9 protein-coding genes and 2 tRNA genes are annotated in these 20,794 nt (G+C 68.6%); 6 read left to right on the top strand and 5 right to left on the bottom strand.

Going from position 1 to position 20,794, the window contains the following annotated elements; genetic code table 11:
• The first annotated feature begins 173 nt into the window (after positions 1-173).
• Both H4O13_17845 and H4O13_17840 read left to right on the top strand, forming a co-directional pair.
• Entirely contained in the window at positions 174-479 is a 306-nt protein-coding gene (locus H4O13_17845; protein MBE5317258.1) for a zinc ribbon domain-containing protein, read from the top strand.
• A gap of 126 nt (positions 480-605) precedes the next feature.
• Positions 606-902: a hypothetical protein gene (locus H4O13_17840; protein MBE5317257.1), complete on the top strand. Its 297-nt coding sequence runs from the start codon at positions 606-608 to the stop codon at positions 900-902.
• Positions 903-1,176: 274 nt separating this feature from the next.
• On the opposite strand, the gene H4O13_17835 is transcribed toward H4O13_17840, so the two are convergent.
• Complete coding sequence (locus H4O13_17835; protein ID MBE5317256.1) at positions 1,177-2,532, bottom strand: S8 family serine peptidase; 1,356 nt, start codon at positions 2,530-2,532, stop codon at positions 1,177-1,179.
• A 158-nt stretch (positions 2,533-2,690) separates the two neighbouring features.
• Positions 2,691-8,582: a S8 family serine peptidase gene (locus H4O13_17830; protein ID MBE5317255.1), complete on the bottom strand. Its 5,892-nt coding sequence runs from the start codon at positions 8,580-8,582 to the stop codon at positions 2,691-2,693.
• Positions 8,583-8,815: 233 nt separating this feature from the next.
• Here H4O13_17830 and H4O13_17825 point away from each other — a divergent pair, with 233 nt between their 5' ends.
• Positions 8,816-9,496 carry a phytanoyl-CoA dioxygenase family protein gene (locus H4O13_17825; protein MBE5317254.1) on the top strand — a complete coding sequence of 227 codons (681 nt, stop codon included), beginning with the start codon at positions 8,816-8,818 and terminating at the stop codon, positions 9,494-9,496.
• Between the two features lie 7 nt (positions 9,497-9,503).
• Here H4O13_17825 and H4O13_17820 read toward each other — a convergent pair whose 3' ends face one another.
• Together H4O13_17820 and H4O13_17815 are read right to left on the bottom strand one after the other, a co-directional pair.
• Positions 9,504-10,313 carry a hypothetical protein gene (locus H4O13_17820; GenBank protein ID MBE5317253.1) on the bottom strand — a complete coding sequence of 270 codons (810 nt, stop codon included), beginning with the start codon at positions 10,311-10,313 and terminating at the stop codon, positions 9,504-9,506.
• A 372-nt stretch (positions 10,314-10,685) separates the two neighbouring features.
• Positions 10,686-12,638: a hypothetical protein gene (locus H4O13_17815; protein ID MBE5317252.1), complete on the bottom strand. Its 1,953-nt coding sequence runs from the start codon at positions 12,636-12,638 to the stop codon at positions 10,686-10,688.
• Positions 12,639-13,430: 792 nt separating this feature from the next.
• Between H4O13_17815 and H4O13_17810 the strand changes: the two genes are divergently transcribed.
• The 3 genes from H4O13_17810 (at position 13,431) to H4O13_17800 (ending at position 15,319) form a co-directional block, all read left to right on the top strand.
• A tRNA-OTHER gene (locus H4O13_17810) sits at positions 13,431-13,508 on the top strand.
• 2 nt (positions 13,509-13,510) lie between these two features.
• A tRNA-His gene (locus H4O13_17805) sits at positions 13,511-13,585 on the top strand.
• A gap of 612 nt (positions 13,586-14,197) precedes the next feature.
• The gene (locus tag H4O13_17800; protein ID MBE5317251.1) at positions 14,198-15,319 is read left to right on the top strand and encodes a slipin family protein; all 1,122 of its coding nucleotides are present in this window, start codon (positions 14,198-14,200) and stop codon (positions 15,317-15,319) included.
• 1,359 nt (positions 15,320-16,678) lie between these two features.
• Here the strand turns inward: H4O13_17800 and H4O13_17795 are convergent.
• Complete coding sequence (locus H4O13_17795) at positions 16,679-20,722, bottom strand: patatin-like phospholipase family protein (protein ID MBE5317250.1); 4,044 nt, start codon at positions 20,720-20,722, stop codon at positions 16,679-16,681.
• Positions 20,723-20,794: the final 72 nt, after the last annotated feature.

Here is a 20,794-nt window from a genome sequence, read left to right as displayed (position 1 = left end):
GCTTCGGTGGGTCGAGACCCACCCTATGGAATCGCCGTACCTGCACAGGGTGGGTCTTGTGCCACCCTGTGCATGCGATTCGGTTGGGCGCGGGGCCGTTGGACGCGGCGCGCTTGAATTCGCGCTGATTGGCACCATGTGTGCGCCACCCTTTGCACTGCCCGGAGCACCCCATGCCCCTCTACGGATTCGAATGCGGCGCCTGCGGCCACAGCTTTGAGCGCCTGCAGAAGCTCGCTGACGCCGATCCGACCACCTGCCCCGCCTGCGGCGCCGAACAGGTGCGGCGCCAGATCAGCGCGCCAAGCTTCCGACTGGCCGGCGGCGGCTGGTACGAAACCGATTTCAAGAAAGACAGCGACAAGAAGCGCAACCTCGCCGGCGACAGCAGCGGTTCGGGCACCAGCCCCGCTGCCACCGAGTCCAAGCCGGCGGCCAGCGCGGACAGCAAGCCCGCCTCGACTGGCACCAGCGGCTGAGCCCGGCACGCGGGCTTGCGCCCGCCTGCGACGCGCGACGCGCTGGCGCGACTCCAGCCGGCGCAGACCTTGCATGAGGGCTTCGCATGCGCGGCACAGCCGGATGTGCCGCCCCGGAGACCGCTGATGCCTGATCTGATCCTGCATGTCTACGGGCAGGACTTCCCGCGCGACATGCCGACCGTGGTCGGAACCCCGCAAGCGCTGCGCGCACTGGGCGCAGCCATCAACCAGGCACTTCGCCAGGGCGAAGCGCTGAGCGCCGAGGTACAGGACACCGCGGGCGAAGGCTATGTCGTGCGCGTCTGCTGCCGACGCCCGCATCGCAGCGAGCCGCCGCCGGCGCGAGCACGCGAGAAGCTGGGCAAAGCCGACATCGACCCGCTGCCCAGCAGTTTCTGGGAACGTCTGGGCGAGCGCTGAGCGCGAGGCCGCGAGGCTGCCCAGCGCCGCCTCAAGCGCACTCGACGCGCGACCGCGCGGAGCAGCGGCGGCAGAAGCCCACACCAAGAGCCGCGTCGAACTGCAGCGGCGACGCAGGCCCACACGAGAGCCGCGTCGCGCAGCCGCGGCGAGGCAGGCCCACACGAAAGCGGCGTCGCGCAGCAGCGGCGACGCAAGCGCAAACGAAAGCCGCGTCGCCCAGCAGCGGCGACGCAGGCTCATGTCAACAGCCGCGTCGCCGATCGGCGCCGGCTCAGGGCGCCTCGAACCCGTTGGAGAACAGCTCGGGCGTGAGTTGCAGCAGCGCCGCGGCGCAGTCCAGCCGCGGGTAGCTCTGGGTCATCGGCGGGCGCAGCAGACGCACCGTAGATGCTTCAAGCGCCGCTTCGATCGCGTCGGGCGTCGCCTCGGGCACGGCCTGCTTCAGCAGGGCGATGCAACCCGCCGTCATCGGCGCAGCCATCGATGTCCCCGAGAAAGTCGAGGTGGCGCTCGCACCGCTGCGACCCGCAGCGGTCACCGGCGCGCCCGGCGCCAAGAGGTCCGTGGTGGTGCTGAGATTGGAGAAGCAGGTCACCTGGTCGGCCGCGGTGGTCGCCGCCGTACACACGTTGCCGAAGCTCGCGCTGCCCACGCTGGCGTCGTACACCGCGCCTACCGCCAGCGCCGACGCGACGCAGGCAGGCGCCTGCATGTCGATCGACGAGCCGTTGTTGCCGCTCGACACCGTCGCCAGCACGCCGAGCCCGCGCAGGTTGTTGATGACCGTAGCAAACGTCTGGGTGAAGGTGGCGGCGGCGTCACAGTTCCCTTGGAAGCGCGCGCTGGTGCCCAAGCTGGCATTGATCACGGTCGCGTCCGGGTGATTCACGCGCACCCAGTCATACGCCGCAATCACGTCGGACGAACAGCAGAAGCTGTTGTTCTGGTCGAGCACGCGGACCGCGACGATGCTGGCGCCTGAGGCCACGCCGCGCGGCACACCGCTGACTCCCGCAGCACCCACGGCGATGCCGCCGACATTGGTGCCATGCCCATGCGCATCCAGCGCCGCCCCCGGCCCGAACTGGGTGATCTGACCGTTCGGGCAGCAGGTCGTGCAGAAGCAGGCCTCGTCGACGACGCGCCCGGCGAAGCTCAGGTGATCGAGCCGCAGGCCGCTGTCGATGATCACCACCTTGCGGCCGCTGCCGTCCAGCCCGGCCAGCTGCACCGGCTGCACCTGGGCCAGCGGAATCGACTCCAGCAGCCCGCCGCCGCCGCCTACATCCAGGCCGATGCGAACCCCTGTGTCGCTGCGACGCAGGCGATCGAGATCCTCGGCGGCCAGCTCGGCCGCGAACGCCGGCAGGGTTTCGAATCGACGCCGGATCTTGGCTTCGAGCGCCGGGTGCGCGGCCAGCAGCTCGGCCACGGCCGCCTTGGCCGCGGAGCTGCTCTGGCGTGCGGCGGGGGCCTCGATCCACACCAGCACGCGCACAGTGCCAGTGCTGCGCAGCGCCTGCTCGACCTCGGGATCGATCTTCGCCGCCGCAGCGAGGCCAGGGGCGAGACCCGCAAGCAGCACCACAAGGGCGAGGTGGAACAGTCGGCAGTGACGCGTGCGCATGATCGGTCTCCAGAGGCTGGACAGCGGAGGACACAGGGCAACGGGGACGCGCCACTCCCGCGGCGTGTCCCCGCTGCTGCGCTGCCGTCAGGCATCCCCCGGTTTCGGGTCAACGCGGGACGGCAGCGGCTTCACTCAGCGCCGTGAGAACACGGCGCTCACTCTGCGCGAAGCATCGCACGCTGACTCAGCGCCACCGCCACCACCAGGGCGATCAGCAGCAGCAGTGCCCAGCGGTCGGTAGTGGGCACCACAGCCGCGCGCGCCTGCACCGCCGACACCTGCGGCTGTGTCGTGGTTGCAGCAATGCCGGACGTGCTGGCCGTCAGGGTCACCACGCCCGCGGAGCTCAAGCGACAGCCGGCGAACTGGGCCACGCCCGCCACCGGCGTCACCGGATTGCTGGTGCAGACCAGCGGACCTGCGCCGCTGGCCAGCGCCAGCGTGATCGGCGTGGTGGCCGCGGTGACCACGTTGCCGAAGGCGTCCTGGATCGACACCGCCGGCTGCTGCGGCCAGGCCGCACCGACGTTGGCCTGGGCGGACGGTAGCGTCGTGAACACCAGTCGATCCGGCACGCCGGCGCCGATGACCACGCTGGGCGCGGTGACTGCGCTACCCAGACCCGCCGCACTGGCAGTCAGGGTGACCGTGCCGGCGGTATTGATGCGGCAGCCGCTGAAGCTCGCCACGCCCGCCACCGCGGTCACCGGATTGGCGTCGCAGACCAGCGGGCCGGTACCGGAGGCCAGGGACAGGGTCACGGTCGCAGGCGAGTTCACCGGGTTGCCGAAGGCATCTTCGACCCGCACCACCGGCTGCTGCGGCCAGGCTTGACCCGCCTGGGCCGTGCTGGAGGGCGCCACCGAGAAGGCCAGCCGGTTCGCACCCGCGGCCGAGATCACGATCTGCGGCGTGCTGGTAGCCGCAGCGATGCTGCCGCTGCTTGCATTCACGGTCACCGTGCCGGCGGTATCGATGCGACAACCGCTGAAGGCGGCGATGCCGGCGCTGGGCGTCACGCTGTTGGCCGCACAGACGAGCGCACCACTGCCTGAGGCCAGCGACAGCGTGACCGGCGCGGTCGCCGTCGTCGCCAGATTGCCGAAGGCATCCAGCACGCGCAGCTGCGGCTGCACGGCGAAGGCCACGCCGGCCGTGGCCGTGGCCGAGGGCGGCGGCGCGAACTCGAGCCGGCTGGGCGCTGCCGCGCTGACCACCACCTGCGGCGTGCTGGTGGCGTTCGCGATGCTGCCCGCGCTGGCATCCAGGGTGAGCGTGCCGGCGGTGTCGACGCGACAGCCGGCGAAGTTCGCTACGCCCGCCACCGGAGTGACCGGATTGGTGGTGCACTGCAAGGGACCGGTGCCCGTGGCGATGCGCAGGGTGATCGGCGTCGTCGCGTCGGTGACCACGTTGTTGAACGCGTCCTGCAGGGCGATCGAGGCCTGCACTGCAAAGGCCTGACCGGCCGTCGCGGTCGCCGAGGGCGGCGTGGCGAACACCAGACGCGTGGCCGCGGCCGCCGCGATGACCACCTGCGGCTGCGTCGTCGAGCCGGTGATGCCCGGCGCCGAGGCGTTCAGCGTCACCGTGCCGGCGGTGTTGATGCGACAGCCGCTGAAGCTGGCCACGCCCGCCACCGCCGCCACCGTGTTGGCGCTGCAGCTGATCGGGCCGCTGCCGCTGGCCAGCCCCAGGGTGATGTCAATCGGCTTGTCGGTGACCGGATTGCCGAACTCGTCCTCGACCCGCACCACCGGCTGCACCGCGAAGGCCACGCCAGCCGTCGCCGTTGGCGAGGGCGCGGTGGTGAACACCAGACGCGTCGGCGGGCCGCGGGTGATCAGCACGGCGGGGTTGGTGGTGGTGTTGGCGATGCCGCTGGTGCTGGCGCCGAGCGTGATCGAGCCGATCGCATCGACACGACAGCCGCTGAAGCTGGCGACGCCCTTCACCGGCACGACCGGATTGGTGGCGCAGCTGAGGGTTCCGGCGCCGGAAGCGAGGAACAGCGTCACTGGCGCGGTCGCATCCAGCGCGACATTGCCCAGGGCATCGCGCAGGGTGATCGCCGGCTGCGGCATCCACGGCATGCCAACCGTCGCTGTGGCCGGCGGCGAAGTGCTGAACTCGAGCTGGGTGGGCGTGGCGGCCGCCACCACGATGCTGGGCTGTGCGGTGGCCGAGGCGATGCCGGTCATCGATGCGTCCAGCGTCACCGTGCCAGCGCGATTCAAGCTGCAGCCGCTGAAGCTGGCCACACCCGCCACGGCGTTGACCGGGTTGGCATCGCAGCTCAGCACGCCGCTGCCGCTGGCCAGCCGCAGGGTCACGGCCGCGGTGGCGTCATCCGCAAGGTTGCCGAAGCTGTCTTCGATGCGCACCGTGGGCTGCACAGCGATCGCCTGCCCCGCGGTGGCCGTCGCCGAGGGCGCCGGCGTAAAGGACAAGCGCGCCGGCGGGCCCGGGCGGACCACCACCTGCGGATTGGTGAGGCTGTTGGTGGCGGCGCCCGACACCGCCCGCAAGGTCACGGTGCCCACGCTGCCGACGCGGCAGCCGCTGAAGCTGGCCACGCCGTTCACCGGCGTTACCGGATTCGCGTCGCAGGTCAGAGGGCCGGCACCGCTGGCGAGTTCGAGGGTCACGGGCAGGGTGTAGCCGGTCTGGGTCACACCCGCGCCGTCCTGCACGGTGATCGTCGGCTGCACCGCAAAGGCCTGCGCCACCGTCGCCGTCGTCGACGGCGCGGTGCTGAAGGCGAGCCGGGCCGGCTCGACCGTCAGATTGATGGTCGAGGCCACGCGCGGCACCAGCGGGTCATTGGTCGTGAAGCAGGCGGCGCCGATGTAGCTGCCCGCAGCGGTCGGACCCAGCGGCACGCTGACCTGCGTCTGCTGCAGGCGATCGACGTTGCCGCTGTCCGGCGTCGCTTCACCCACCCAGGGCGCGGTGCAGCCCACTTCGCCGCGCACGCGAATCGTCAGCCCGGGCAGCGTGGGGTTCGCATTCCAGTTGCCGGTGCCGTTGGTGGCCACAGTGATCGAGGCGAAACCGGGGTTGCCGTTGGTGTCGTTGGAGCCGTACCAGGCGTAGCGGTTGGCGAAGGTGCCGCGGGTATTGACCAGCACCCAGTAGCGGCCAGGGGGCAAGTTGACGTTCTGGCCTGCGGCAACCAGATCGAGCGCGATGGTGTTGGCGCCGACCGTGCTCACCCCGGGGCCGGTGGGCGTCGAGGTGAAGGTCCAGACCGCCGCCGCGGGATTGGTCTGGGGATTGCCCGCGGGAAGGCCGCCGGCATCGGGGTAGAGGCTCCAGGTCAGATTGGTGGCCGCGGCCGTGAGCGGCTGGTTGGAAACCACGAAGCCATCGACCTGGATCGAGCGCAACCGTGTCGGTCCACCGAGCACGATATCGTCGGCCGCGAACTGGGCCTGGCTGCCGGCCGTTGCGGGATCGGTGTAGACGGTGGAGCGGAAGCCGCTGGCGATGCCCTGGCTGCTTGAGTTGGCGACGCCAACCACGCCGACGCCGGTGCGATCGGCATCGAAGCTGAGCGGGAACCCGCCTTCGTTGCGCAGCGTGACGTTCACCGCCCCCGTCGTTCCCTCGACGATCGTGGCTGCCTGCGCGTTCGGAGTGAGGCTCATCCGCGGCGGCGGCACCGAGACCGAGATCGGCAGATTGAGATCGTCGGTGGCGCTGCCGCCGACACGCCGCAGCTCCAGCCAGCCGTGGCGGTGGAGGCCATCGAACGGAATCGCGCTGCTGTTGATGGTGATGGTCAGATCGACCGTCGCCCCGGCCGCCACGCTGAAGCTCGCCGGCGACACCGTGCCGGTCAGGCCGGCCACCGCGGCAGTCCAGTCCACGCTGCTCGTGCCGGTGTTGCGGAAGCGACGCACGAACTGGCACTGGTTGATGCAGAAGCGCTCGCCCATGCTCGCGAGGTTGAGGGTGCTGGGGTCTCCGCCGGAGGCCGGGTTGGCCGCCTGGAAGGCCGTAACGCTTTCATCCAGCACCAGGCCCGCGTTGGCGGCCAGGTTTACCCGCACGCGGCCAGCGCCCATATCGAAGGGCGAAGCCGCGCTGCCGTCTTCGCGCAGCACGCCGCGGAACGAGGTCATCTGCAGGGCGGACTTCAGCTCCGGCACGGTCCAGGTCGGGCGTAGCTGGCGCAGCAGCAGGGCGGCGCCGGCCTGGTGCGGGGACGACATCGAGGTGCCGCTGATGATTTCGACCAGGTTCTCGCTGCCGGTGAGGGCGGTGCCCGCGTAGGCCGCCAGAATCTGCGAGCCCGGTGCGGTCACATCGGGCTTGACCAGGTCGAACTCGCCGGCCGGGCCGCGCGAGCTGAAGGCCGCCAGCTGGTCCGGCGTGTTCGTCTGTGCGGCCGGCGGGAACGGAATCGCAGCCGTCGCGGTGCTGGGGTTGGCCTGCCCGAAGTTGCGCAGGGCATTGCTATCCGCCTGCGTCGCCGAGAACACCGGAATGGTCGTGCCCGGCACTGACGGCGCGAGGATGCCGGCCGCGTTGTTGGCGAGGATCATCGCCACCGCGCCGGCCGCCGCCGCATTGTTGGCCTTGATCGCGAAGCTGCAGGTGCCGCGCCGGATCACAGCGATGGCGCCGGCAAAGGTGTTCGCCGGGTAGGCAGCGCAGCCGTCGGAAGCGGTGTCGATGCCGGCGCTGATGCGTAGGGGCGTGGTGCCGGGAATGGTGGCGTTGAAGGCCACGCCGCCCGAGCCGGGCGTGAGCAGAAGCGTCGCCAGCGAAGCGGGCACGGGCGCGGGCCCGGTCACGTTCATGGTCTGCTGGAAGGTGCCGCGACCGTGCTGGGCCGCCGCCGTGCTGGACACCCAGGGTTCCAGATGGCCCATCGTGTTCGGGCCGGGGCCCGAGTTGCCGGCCGAAGCGGCCACGTAGATCCCGGCATTCACCGCGCCGAGAAAGGCCAGCGACGACGGGTCCGACCACGGCTGCTCGCCGCCGCCGATCGAGTAGTTGATGACATCGACGATGCCGTCGGCGACGGCCTGGTTGATCGAAGCCACCGTCGACGAACTCGGACAGCGTCCAAGCCCGGTCGAGATCTCCGTGTAGCAGGCGTCGTAGGCGATGATCGTGGCGTGCGGCGCGACGCCGGCGATGCGCACCGTGTTGCCGACGTACTGCGCGTCGCGGCGATTGCCCGCGGCGGTCGAAGCGACGTGGGTGCCGTGGCCGTTGGTGTCGCCGAAGCCGGGCTCCTCGCGCTGATTGGCAGCAGTACAAATGTTGGCCGGGGCACCGCAGACGAAGTCGTAGCCGCCGATCAGCTTGGCATTGCAGCGGCCTTCATCGACGCCACCGGGCCCACAGGTGCCGAGGTAGTTGCCATCGCCCAGCGGGTTCACGTGCGTGTAGCCGTCGACGGGGCCGACCGCTGCGAACGAGGGGCTGCCCCAGTTGATGCCGGAGTCGATCACCGCGATCACCCTGCCCTCGCCCTGGGCCGGACCACTGGATCCCGGATTGGTGCCGTTCCAGATCGGCTCGGCGCCGATCAGGGCCGGGCCGACGTCGGTATGCAGTTCGAGCAGGCGCTCGGGGCTGAGCAGCAGCACCTCGGGCAAGGCGGCGACGCGCGCGGCGTCCTCGGCGGACAGCTCCATCACCAGCGCATTGATCGCGTGCTGCATGCGCATCGACACCTGCGGGGCGCGGCCGAGCACTCCGCTCACACGCGACTCGAAGGCCCGCTGCTGTTCGCGCAGATAGCCGACATAGGCCTGCGCGGCGGGGCCGCGCGCGTTCAGACGCTCGGAGCCCGCGGCCCGCTCGGGCGCCGCCAAGCCGGGCTTGCCGCCGCGGTAGCTGGCCAGCGCGTGCTCCTTCAGCACCACGATGTAGCGGCCCGACTCCGCAGCCTCGACGGCCGATTTGCGGGCCTCTTCGCGGGCGTCTGCCGCCCCCGGTGAATCGGCCGCAAGCCCTTGCGAGGCGCTGCCCAGCGCCAAGCCGAACATCACCGCACCCACCGCCCAGCGCTTGGCGCGCGCACGCATCCAGAAATTCATGGTCACCCCTTTCACATCCACCGGTCCCCTCGACCGGGTTCGCGTGCGAATGCTCGCACTCCTTGAGCCCAGCGAGAAGCGCGCCGTGCGGCCAACCCAGGTGCAGCAAGCGCCGCGGACGGGCGGCTTCGGGGCCGTCGGCGCGAACACCCGGGACAGGCGCCCCCAAGCTGGGCCACCCTATCGCCCCGCGTTCCCGCCCGAACCCCCGCACTGCCGCCATGCCTCATCCGCTCGACGCCCTTCACTCCGACGGCTACGCCCTGCTGCGCGGCGCCATTCCCGCCGACTGGCTGGACGCACTGCGCGCCCTCTTCGACGCCAGCGTGCTGCCTTCGCACGCCTGGCCGGTGCCGCGCGGACCGGACTGGCGGCACGCCCAGCTGGATCTGGAACCGCTCATCCAGGCCGTGTGCCGCCTGCCTGTGTTGCTGCAGACCGCCGGCGCGCTGATCGGCGGCCCGTTCTTTGTCGCCCAGGTGGAAGGCCGCGAGCCCCTGGCGGGCGGCGGCTATCAGGGCCTGCACCGCGATCTGTCGGAGCAACGGCCCGGCGACACGGTCGGTGCGCTGGCCTTCTTCGATGATTTCGGGCCGGACAACGGCGCCACCCGCCTGGTGCCGGCCAGCCACCGCCCCGCCAGCAACAGCGCGCCCGCCGATGCCGAAGAGGAAGCGCGGGCCCAGTTCATCGAAGGTCGCGCGGGCGATGTGCTGGTGTTCGACGCCGACCTCCTGCACGCCGCCAGCCTCAACCACAGCGGCGCGCGGCGGCGCTCGATCCTGATCGGCTACTTCGCCGAGCACCGCCATGCCGGCCATCTAAAGACGGCCAGGCTGCGCGGCGTGCGCATGCAGACGGACCAGCGCTACGACGCGGCGGGCGCTCCGCTGCCCGGCTGAGGCAGCGTCAGCGCCCCGTTCCGTCGCCCAGCTGCGGCAGGTAGCGCTGCAGCAGAGCCGACGCCTCCGGACCCTCCATCGCGTAGCCCAGGGTTCGGGCGAGTTCGACGACGTCGGGGTGTTCGGCCCACGCGGCGAGGCGCTCGGGCGCTGCCAGCACCGAGGCGTGACGATCGATGCGCTGCGCGCGCAGCGCCTCAAGCCGCGGGTCCCGCGGCAGGCCGAGAAATCCAAGCAGGGAGTGCAGCCCCCCGGCCGCGAACAGGTCCTCGAAGCGCAGACGCAGCCAAGGCAGAGCGCCCTCAGCTTCCAGCGCGAGCGCGAACGCATTCACCTCCAGCCAGTAGTAGAGGCTCTTCTCGAAGGGCGTCAGCGCCGGCCAGCGCGCACGGTAGTCCGGGAAGCGCACGCCGGCATCGAAGGGCGACAGCAGCACCTTCTCGGGCAGATGCGGCAGCAGCGGCGGCTGGTAGGCCTGATGCGTGAGCCAGGACAGCGCCGTTGGCAGCGGATGCCGCACGAGATGGAGGACGCGCACACGCCCGGGCAGCCGCTGCGCGATCCAGGGCAGCGCACTCCAGCACGGGTGTCCGCATTCCAGATAGGGCCGATACGCGAGCTCTGCGTCGATCGAATCGAGATGCCGCTGCACCGCCTCCGGCGGCGTTGCGCCCCCCAGGCGCTCGCGCGGCCGGTAGCCCAGGTGCAGCGGCTCGTGCTCGACCCGGATGGGTCCTTCAAAAACCCGCCCGAGCGCTTCGGCAAGCCACTGCGTGCCGCAGCGGCCGGTCGACAGTACGAAGGTGGCCTGATGCATGGAATCGTCGACTCGCCTCGCTGGGCCAACGATTGTGCGGGATGGGCCGGGCGCCGAGAGCCTGCTGGGGCGACCGCAGCAGACGTATCGCTCTCGCAGACGCCAAGGCAACGCTGAAGAAATCAGCTTTGCCGCGCGCCATGGAGAGCGCGCCCGCGGATCGAGCACGCGAGTGCTTGATCCAGCGCAAGCGAGTCCGGACATGTGCCGGACTCGCGATCGATGGATTTGTCGTGAGGCGGTACGGACCTGCGCCGGACCGCCGACTCGAAAAACTCCCAGGAAGGGCGTTTTTCGACAAGCAGTTGGAACAGGACGGTCCAACAGCACACACACGTCACGGCTGCATCGGCAGCGCGATCGCCCCCGCCCTCAAGGCTCGAAGCCGTTCGCAAAAACGTTCTCGCTCAGGGCTTCGAAGCTCGCCGTCGCGCTGTAGCCCGGCTGGTTCAGCACTTGGCTGCACACCGGGTTGCTGCCGCAGCCCGCGAAGTCGCCGCTCCGGCCCAGGAAGCGCCAGCCGGGTGCGGGCGTGGCGGTGAAGCGCGTCTGATTGCCGAAGCCCGGGTCGCGATCGAAGCTGCCGCTGCAGCCGCTGCCGGCGGTGAGACCGCAGACAAGGCCCACGGGATCGCTGCTGACCCCGCCCTGCCCCACCCGCGCGATGCTGACGCTGCTGGTCGCCACGAACAGGGCCTCGCCGCTGACATCAGCGCTGACCGTGAAGGTGCACAGCGGGTTGGTGCCGCAGCCCGCCAGGCCACCGCTCCAGCTCGCGAAGCGATGCGACGGCTGTGGAATCGCCGTCAGGCTGACGCTCGTGCCCGGCAGAAAGCCCGCACTGCAGACGCCGCCGGGCCCACCGCAGGCGTTGATGCCCGAGGGTGAACTCGACACGGTGCCGCCGCCTCCCAGCGTACTGACCGTGACCGTTCGCCGGCCGTCGCTGAAGCGCGCGATCACAACTTGGTTGTGGCCGAAGCGGCCGGGGCCCGCAGTGCCCATCACATAGACCCGGTTGTTGCTGGCTGTGACGATCTGCGAGATCTGACGGCTGGCCGCGGGCGAGGGCAGGAAGCCCCCGGAGCCCGCAATGGCGGCGCCGGTCGCGGGGTTGACCAGGAACAGATTGCCGGTGGACACCAGCGTCGCAGCCGATTGACCCGTCACCAGATAGTTGCGGGCGGTGATCAGCAGGCCATCCTCACGGCGTCCGAGCGCGCTCGGGCCGTGTTCGTTCACCGAGGACACATTGGCGCCGTTGAAGCCCGGCAAAGACGCCCCCGACTCGGTCCAACGCAGCAGGTGGTGGCCGGACTCGCTGCTGTTGTCGCGCCGCCAGTCGGCGATGGTGACAAAGCCACGGCCGCTGGCATCGTCGAGGGGCAGCACGGTGTGGAAATCACAGACGGTCGGGCCGGGCGCGGACGGCGCCTGTGCATCGAACAGGCGCAGGCCATCGCCATCGAAGCTCGCATCGAGCGCACCGCTCGGCGTCAGCACGGCGAGGAAGCAGGCGCCGGGCGAGGTGTCGGCAAGCCCATAGCGCACGCCGCCAGCGACCACGATGCGCTCCTGTCCGTTGCCGTTGGTGTAGCTGGCGACAGCGTTGACGCGCACCCGTCGCGGCGGCGGCGCGATCACGAAGGGATTCACGTCGAGCAGCACCGCGCCATTGCTGCCGAAACCGCTGTCGCGCGAGCAGTCGAAGTTGATGGCGGCGATCAGGCCGCGGCTCTGGCCATCGGCCAGACGCGTGCTGCCCACGGCCAGCATGCGGCCGTTGCTGCGCGCCGCCGCGCCACGCACTTCGTCGCGCTGATTCGGGCCGTAGCTGAAGCTGGCCTGGAAGCCGCCCGCGCACGAGGACGAAATCGCAAAGGGGTCGACGCTGGTGCGCCGCACGTCCACCGAGTCGAGCGAGGCCGTCGGTGCGCCCGTGCCGATGAAGCTCACTTCGCTGCCGTTCTGCACGATGCCGCCGGTGCTCAAGGGCGGGCCGGCCTCACTGGCCGCGCCACTGACCGTACCCGCGCTCAGGCTGTCGGAGAAAAAGCCCCAGCCGCGGCGATGGAAGAGGTTCGAGCCGATCAGCGTGCGGTGGCTGCCGGCGACCACCCAGCTGTTCGAAAACGCGCCGCCCTGGTTGATGAGATGGGCGTCGCGGTCGTCCCAGTCGGTCCACCAGCCACTGGGAAAACTCATCACCGTCGTGCCGCCTGCGCCGAAGTTCGTGTCCAGGCTGAGCAACTGCGCCGTGGCCGCGCTGGCCGTGGAGAGGAGCAGTGCAGTGACGAAGGCGGATCGATGCAGTGGGCGAGGCATGGCGTGGGTCTCCTGGCGCGGCTGTCTGCAGATACGTCGCATCGACTGCCGAACTATCGCGGGGTCCCGCACGCGCTCGTCTGACGTGGCCAGGCAGCGCCCGACGGGCACCACAGGCCCGGTGCGGACGTTCGCGCAGCACCGCAGCGGCGCGCTTGCGTTCTGGATCCACGACGGCGCACGCGTGGCCATGCCACTCGCCTCTCGTCGCGCGTGTCTGTCGGCCGCGCGCTGCGCGGCACACGCGGGATGCGCGCGCGGATCGCTTCGCAAAACGCGCAGCGGGGCTTGACAGCGCGCAAAACGAGCGTATCGTGCGCGACCTCACGGCACGCGCCGCATTGTTCCAGAGCAGAGCCAGACATGAACCGCATCGCCCTCCCGCCACGCCAGCCGCACGCGAAGCCCTTCGGCTTCAGCGCCTGCGCGCGCGTGCTGCGACCGTGGTCGATCGGCCACCGCGGCATCGATACCACCGGCTGATCTTCCGCACTCGGGAGATCGGCGACCCCGATCTCCCCGAGGCGATGCGAACGCCCTCGGGTTCCCACCCGGGGGCGTTTTGTTTTCAGCGTTCGCCATCGCTCAAGGAGCACCAGCACAGACGCGGGCCTGCACCGCTCAAGCAGGCCGGCAGCGGGCCACAGCGCCCGCAGAAATTGCCGCTGTAGCCCGGCGGCAATGCGAAGCCTCTTTCACCGGTTCGTAGCGGTACGGGTTCCCAAGCCCGTCCGGTGCGCGCGGCGCTGCCGTGGCGTATGCCTCGGGCCGGCTGCAGGAGGCTTCGCGACGGCGGCGTTAGCTCAGTGGTGAGAGCGTCGGACCCTGTGGTCCGAAGGTCGCGGGTTCGAGTCCCGTACGCCGACTCCATGGATAGCTCAGTCGGGTAGAGCATCGGACCATGAATCCGAGTGTCGCGGGTTCGACTCCCGCTCCAGTGACCTCCAGCAACACCCGGGGCCTTGCGCCCCACGGGCTTCGCCCCGCGCCGCCTGGCGGCTCGCGAACACGCGGCTTCGGCCAAGCGTTCAAGAGACACCATTCGGCAACGTCCACGTGACCGGGACCCCGCCCGCGCCAGCGGCCGGCCCGCGCAGGGATCGCCGCTCTGCCGCTTCGGAGAGCGCGACACCCACGCCACGCCGCCTGCACGCGCGCACCGGCTCTCCGTCCTGAGGACGGCGGGGCGAACCCTTCTTTTCCGGGCGTCGCGGCCTGAGCGCCGCGCGCCCTGTTCCTCCACATGGCCTGGGCTTCGGCTCCTCCACACGTCGAACGCTTGCGATTCGATGCGTCTTCGCCCTCGCGCAGCCGGCTGTTTGTAGGAGCGAGCTTGCTCGCGACCCTGCAGACCTTGTGCAGGACACAGGCTGCGGTCGCCTGCAAGCAGGCTCCTACGGGAAGCGCAGCCGGATAGATCTGCGTTTCCTCAAGAACAGTCGTGCAGAGCGGAGATGACCAACGCTGCATCAACCCCTGCCCTCGCCGCGCATCGGCTCGCCGCGGCCTTGGGCTCTGTGTGTCCATCGTCGAGCCGATTGGAAGTAAAGGAGACCGCAATGCTGATGATCCGCAAGGTCGTGATCGGCGACGCCGAGCGCGGCCTCGTTTACCGCAACCGTCGCTTCGAGCGCGTGCTGGGCCCCGGCGTGCACCGCCTGCGCGCCTGGTTCGATGAAGTCGAAGTGCGCCTGTTCGACATCACCCAGCCGGAGTACGCCGGCAAGGATGTCGACACCCTCATCGCTGCCCTGGGCGAGCGCGTGAGCGAAACCTTCCTGCTCGCCGACATCGGCAGCCAGGAGCTGGGCCTCGTGCTCAAGCACGGCAAGCTGCAGGACGTGCTGCAGCCGGGCACGCGCAAGCTCTACTGGAAGGGCCTGGTGCCGATTGAGGTGCAGCGCATCGCCGTGGCCGAATCGAGCGAGATCGATGTGGCCACCGCGCAGCGTCTGCGTCAGATCGGCCTGCTCGACAAGGTCGCCGTGTCGGTGACCGTGCCCAGCGAGCACGCCGGCCTGCTGTTCGTCGACGGCAAGCTCGCGCGGGTGCTCTCGCCCGGCGCTGCGTCCTTCTGGAACCTGCAGAAGAACGTGGTGGCTGAAGTCATCGACCTGCGCGTGCAGGCCGTTGAGGTCAGCGGCCAGGAGCTGCTGACCCGCGACAAGGTCTCGCTGCGGGTGAACCTGGGTGCGAGCGTGCGCGTCACCGACCCGGTGGCGGCGCGCACCAAGGTCGCCAAGTACGCGGATTTCCTCTATCGCGAGCTGCAGTTCGGCCTGCGTCAGGCGGTGTCGTCGAAGTCGCTGGACGAACTGCTCGGCGACAAGGCCTCGCTGGATGCCGACATCTTCGGCTACGTGCGTGCTCGCGTGGCGGCGCTGGGGCTGGAAGTGCTGGGCGTCGGCGTCAAGGACGTGATCCTGCCGGGCGACATGAAGGAGATCTTGAACAGCGTGGTGCAGGCAGAGAAGGCGGCCCAGGCCAACGTGATCCGCCGCCGTGAGGAAGCGAACGCCACGCGCTCGCTGCTCAACAGCGCCAAGCTGATGAAGGAAAGCCCGGTGCTGATGCGCCTAAAGGAGCTGGAGGCGCTGGAGAAGATCACCGATAAGATCGACAAACTCACCGTGTTCGGCGGCCTGGACGGCGTGCTGAAGCAGCTGGTGACGCTGAAATGAGAGCCCGCGCGGCCGAAGGGAATCGGCCGCGCGGCGATTGCCACATCAACGGGTGCGCAGGTGCGCACAGCCATCGCGCTCGCGATACGAATCCTGCCTCTGTTGACCCCGCTTGCATGCGCATCGCCCCTTGGCGCAGTCGACAGCCCCGATGCCCCCGATCACATCGGCGAGTTCCGCTCGCGCGCTGCGGCCAATGAGCAGGCCGTTGCGGGAGCGGCGGACGGCAGCGCCTTCACCGGGATCGACGCCTTACTCGCGCGTCTCGAGAGCGCGCTTGAGCGAGCGCAGGACGCGCTATCGGCCTCGCGTTCCGCGGATGAACAGGCCCAGCTGAAGCGCGCACAGTCCCGCTGGCGCGCGCACTTCGTCGCGGACACAAAGCTGATCCGCACGATTTGGTCGCGCGAACGCGCAGGCAGTTCCGCAGAGCTGACGGCAGGCATGGATCGCGCGGTAGCGCTGCAGCAGCGGGTCGAGTGCGTGCTGCGCATGCGGGCAGCGGTCTCGAACAGCGAGCCGTGGGGGCCAACCAGCGAACTGCAAGCATAGGGCGACTGCGGCGCCAAGCCCGACGGAGGAGTTAAGGCGCAAGGGTCCACGCCAGGCGTTCGCCGTCACTATCGAGTCGCGGCAGCGCCGTGTACGGTCTTCTCCCTGCCCTCATCGCGCATCGGGGGTTCAAGCGCGACGAGGTACGCACACGGTTGCCGCCAGTTGCGCTGCGCGCTGGCGAGATTCAACGGGACTTCAGCTCATGGCTGATGCGGCACGCGAATGGCATCGGGAGACACTTGGCCTCAAGACCGTCCGCGAAGTCTTCCGAGGGCTGCTGACGGTCACAGTCAGGGGTGAATTGCGCCTCCTCAGAGGGCATGTGGTTCACCCGATGACAGGCCAACCAGGACCCGGGGATGGAGTCCGGCTGGTTCGAGTCGATGGTCACGCCCGCGAGCCTTGTCCCCTGCCCGTCAAGCAGCTCGGCGTGCATGGGAATCCTGCAAGATGCCGCGCCGGTATGGGGCAGGGCCACCACAACCAACTGAGCCGGCTCAAGCTCGAACTTCGCCGAAGCGGCATTGGACTCGCACGACCACAACTCCAGCCCCCTGCTCGCAAGCGGAATCTTGGAGGGCGGGCTTGAGTACACCCGAATCTCCTGTACCGGCAGTGACCTACGAGTGTCGTTCAATACGCTCAGATAGAGGCAGGCGCGCGTGTGCGGGTCGCATTCTCTTGGTATGAGGCTGCCGCCTGGCTCTCTCTGGAAGTACCAGGCCCCGCGCGTGGTCTGGCATCCAACCAGGCAGCAGGCGGCCAGCAAGATCAGGAGCCTCAGCGCGTTTGCCGGTGAAGCGCTCATCGGGTCGCCCTCACGGTGTTGCGGGGGGAAATTTCCTCGACCCTCGATTCGATTCCGCTCAGGGCCGTATTGATCTGCCGGAGCGTCCCCAGAATCTGAACCGGGTTCCCGGCTTCAACAGCACGCATGAGTTCATCCACGGCCAAGTGCAACTGCTCCAGCGCCTCATCTAGGTTTCGCGTGGATGTGTCCACCGAAGTCGCGGCTTCGATCAAGGCATTCGTAATGGCTTGGAGTCTCTCAAGCAATTGCGGATCGACACTTGCGGTGCCAGGGTTGGTCAACCTCACTGGCAAAGGCAGATCGTCTGCGGCCTGGACCTTCAGCGTGATTTCGTTCACCACCGCACGCAGCGCCTCTCGAAGATCTTTCCATTCTTGAGGCGCCAACACTTCCGCCCAGCGGACTTTCTTGAGCTGTTCTGTCAGCTCAGCGCCGAAGCCCGAGGCGCCCAGACTGACTTTGGCGCCCTCGTTGAGATCAACCTTCCAGTTCAAGTTTTGAAGTTGCCGCACGCTTTCCTCATCGAGCCTCATGCGAACATCGCGCAGCTGCTCCAGGCTTGCCTGATCAATCGACAGCGTTGTGTTCTGCAAGGTCACCATACCGGTCACACCAACCACGCCAATCGCGGATGCGAGCACCGCCGCCTGCCCCACCGAGCCCAGCGAGTTGACGGCATCCATCGCACCACTGAACAGGCCCGCCCCTCCCGAACCCGTGGCCGCCCCGCCCATACCTATCTCGGACTGCCGGGTCGCCAGCGGCGCATAGGGCCCGCCCACCGGCCGCACTGGGCTAGACGGCCAATCGCCATCCGCGCCGAACACTTTCTGCACTGTATGCCGCCCGAGAATGCGGTAGGACTCGAACTGGGACTCGTCGAAGAACTGGTCCGCCGTCGACTGCTGTGGAAAGCGCGAGCTGCGTTTGGCCACCGTCTCGGCGTAGCGGCGGACGTCGAAAGGCTCGTCACCACACAGCACCGGCTTCAGCAGCACCAGCTCGCCCTCGCTCGGTCCGACACGCGCTGGATCAGAGTCCTTCGGATAGCGGATGCGCACGTGCAGGTAGCGCAGGCGGCCTTCGCGGATCCACTGGATGCAGTTCTCTGCATTGCTGATCTCGATCTCCACCCCGAGATCCACCCGCGCCTTGCGGATCAGGTTGTCGAGGTCAGCAAATTCGTATCCAAGATCGGCGCCGGCATCCACGGCGAGAATGTAGCGGCATCTGCGCTGCAGCATGCTGTAGATGCCCAGGTTCTCGAAGTGTCCGCCGTCGGAGAGGTAGATGAACCTCCCGCGGCTTCCGACCTTCGACAGGAACTCCTTCAGGAGCAGGCACCACGGGTCGATCAAGCATCGCAACACGCCCTTGAAACGGCGCCACCAATTCTCGTGCTCCGACGTTTCAGGAGCATGGGGCCTGGGCACCCAGCGTCCCAGCCGCAGATTGAACAGCGCGAGTACCGCGGACACCGCCGGCGAGGAGTGGTAACCCATGCTCGGCGACACCGCTGCACCGCTGATGCTGATCGCCTGTCCGAGCGTAGCCGGCGCGAGAGCTTCGAATTCGGCCGCGTTTGGATCAAAGGTGAATGAGGAGGCCTTGCGCTGCTGCCAGGCCAGAACGTGCGCCTCGGCCTGCGTGTGGTTCAGTGCGGCGTTGATCACCAGCTTCGGCCTTGCGCCACGGAGGTGACTCAAGGGCATGTCGTCGCTGTCATCGAAGCGCAGCTGCGGGTCGACCTCGCGACGACCGAAGTTGGATGCGCCCAAATAGGCGCGTACCAGTCGATTGGCGTACATCGCCTGCAGGGAGTAGGTGTTGGCGCCGGTCAGAAACGCCGTCAGCACCGAGAGAACGATCAGCACCAGCAGGCACAGCACCAGACTCAGCGCATCGGTGTGCTCAAGGCCCCAACGGTACTCGACCGCCATCTGCAGGGACCAGGGCAGCGCGGCAGCCAGATAAACGGCCGGTGGCTTGGGCGTTTCACACGTGGGCGCACCGGCCTTGGCGCCACAGCTGGTGGTCAGCGCTTCGGGAGGAGTCTGCAGCGGACAGGGCATATCGAGTACGGAAGAGCCCGCGGAACGCCAGTCGGTTTCGATCACGTCGATCGACCCGGACTCACCTTCATTGGTCGGGCAGATGGAAGTGTCTCCTGAACTCGGCTTTCCAGCGGATGACGCAAGACAGCACGCTGCAAATCGGTTTCGAGCTCCCACGATGTCGGACTCGGGGAAACCCCGCGCGTGCATTTCGGAAAGCAGCACTTCGCCGAGGCGGCAGGAGATGGCCTGCCTCGCAACCAGCTCTGTCCCCAGGATGTCGGCGCGCGCTGAGGATGCACAGGCGTAGATCTGCGCACTGGATTTGGAGACGTCCCCGTTTTCCGTGAACTGGAAGGCCACAGAGCCCACCAACAGGTTGAGCACCAGGGACGCCCCTAGCAGAGTCAGCAGCGCGGCGATCTCGGTGAGTCGCTTGCCGAGACGATCGCGCCAGCGCTCCGCATGCTCCGCGATGCTTGCGCCGTGCTTGCTCCAGAAGCCGACGGCGGCGGTCACGGCAGCGAACAGGAATCCGCCCAGCCCCGCAGCCCCCGCCGCCCAGCCGGTACGCAGCTGTGGCAGTTCAAGCAGAAACAGTGGCAGCCAAAGGACGACCAAGGCGAGCGCGACCCAGAGCAGCAGGCCGATCAGGGTCGCGCCGGTCGCTCGGGCCCACCATTCGCGCGCCAGCTCATTCGACCTGCGGGTTGCGATAGCGACCCGCAGCACCGAGCCCAGCCAGATGGCGAACACGAACAGCACAGGCAGCAGAGCTGTCCTGAGCTCAGCATGTGTCGACCAGAACGGGGCGGTGACAGCCGAGATCGTGGCTGCGAAACCACAAAATGCTCCGATCAGGGCGCCACTGGCGATGGCGAGCGGCAGCCTCAGAGGAAGGCTCTTGCGCCATTCCTCGAAGTTCTTGCCAACGGTCATGCTCGGCTTGAATTTAAACCCCTTGGGCGTCGGGAATCGCCAATCGCCGTCCTTGCCGAGTATCCAAGGCAGCGAACGGGCCAACACGAGAAGCAGGCTTCCGCAGACATAAAGCACCGCACCGGCATACGCAAAGCCCGCGGCCGGGGACAGCACGCCCGCTGGATTGAGCCCCGCTCTTTCGAACCCGTCCTCGAAGACCGTGGATGGGAAGAGGCCCAGCGATATCACCTCCAGCGCCCCGCCGAGGGCGACGAGGCCGTCCCTCGTGCTCACCAAGGCCGTGAGCCCGATCGGCATGACGAGTAACGGCAGAATGAAGCACACCACATGCCACACCAGGTTGATACGCCGCGATCGGACCTCACCCTTTGCCGGTGGACCGTTGGTGGAGAACGCAGCTATCAACAAAGTGGATCCGACCACGGCCCAGAGCAACCAATCCACATGCTGCGAAGGGTCGTGCAGAACCCAATGCACGAGGCGCGGCACCAGCAGCACAGCAATCAGCACCGGCAGCAGGATCATCCAGTGAATGGCGAGATTGCGCAGGTAGATCGAGACGAGACTCAGGGCGTCTTTGGACAAGCCCCAGGTTGGGCTGAGGTAGTTGCTGTAGTCCCGCAGCCACTTCAGTGCCAAAGGCACGTTGACCTCTTCTTCAGGCCCCCTGCCCGTTGGCGGCTCGCCGGCTTCATCGGCGCGCGCGAGGCTGGCGATGACGGCGGCCTCGGCCGCGCGTTCGTCCCCCAGCTTGTGTCGCGCTCGCGCAATCTGCGCCATGAACCAGGCGCCGATATAACCCCCGCCCGACACCGTCGAGAGATAGTCGAAGCGCTTGAGTCCACCGTTGCGGGCCAACTCCTGCAGCACGCCAAGATTGAAGGTGGCGCTGCGAATGCCGCCGCCAGAGAAGCACAGTGCCCTGAGATCGCCAGGGTCGGAGCCGTCGCCCTGCTCTAAGGAAGGCGGCTCCGGCTGAGGTGTCCCAAGCGAGTCCTGTGGCCCGTTGCCGGTCTCATCTGCACTGCCCTGTCCGCTCATGCGTCCCCCTTGGCGCACTCAGTCCAGCCAAACACTTTCAGCAGGAGGACGCGCCCCCCGCGCGCCCTCTGG

It is taken from the genome of Lysobacterales bacterium, assembly GCA_014946745.1.
Taxonomy (GTDB): Bacteria; Pseudomonadota; Gammaproteobacteria; order Xanthomonadales; family Xanthomonadaceae; genus Aquimonas.
The sequence above is the reverse complement of the archived record's forward strand: the minus strand, read 5'-3'. Positions and strand labels throughout refer to the sequence as shown.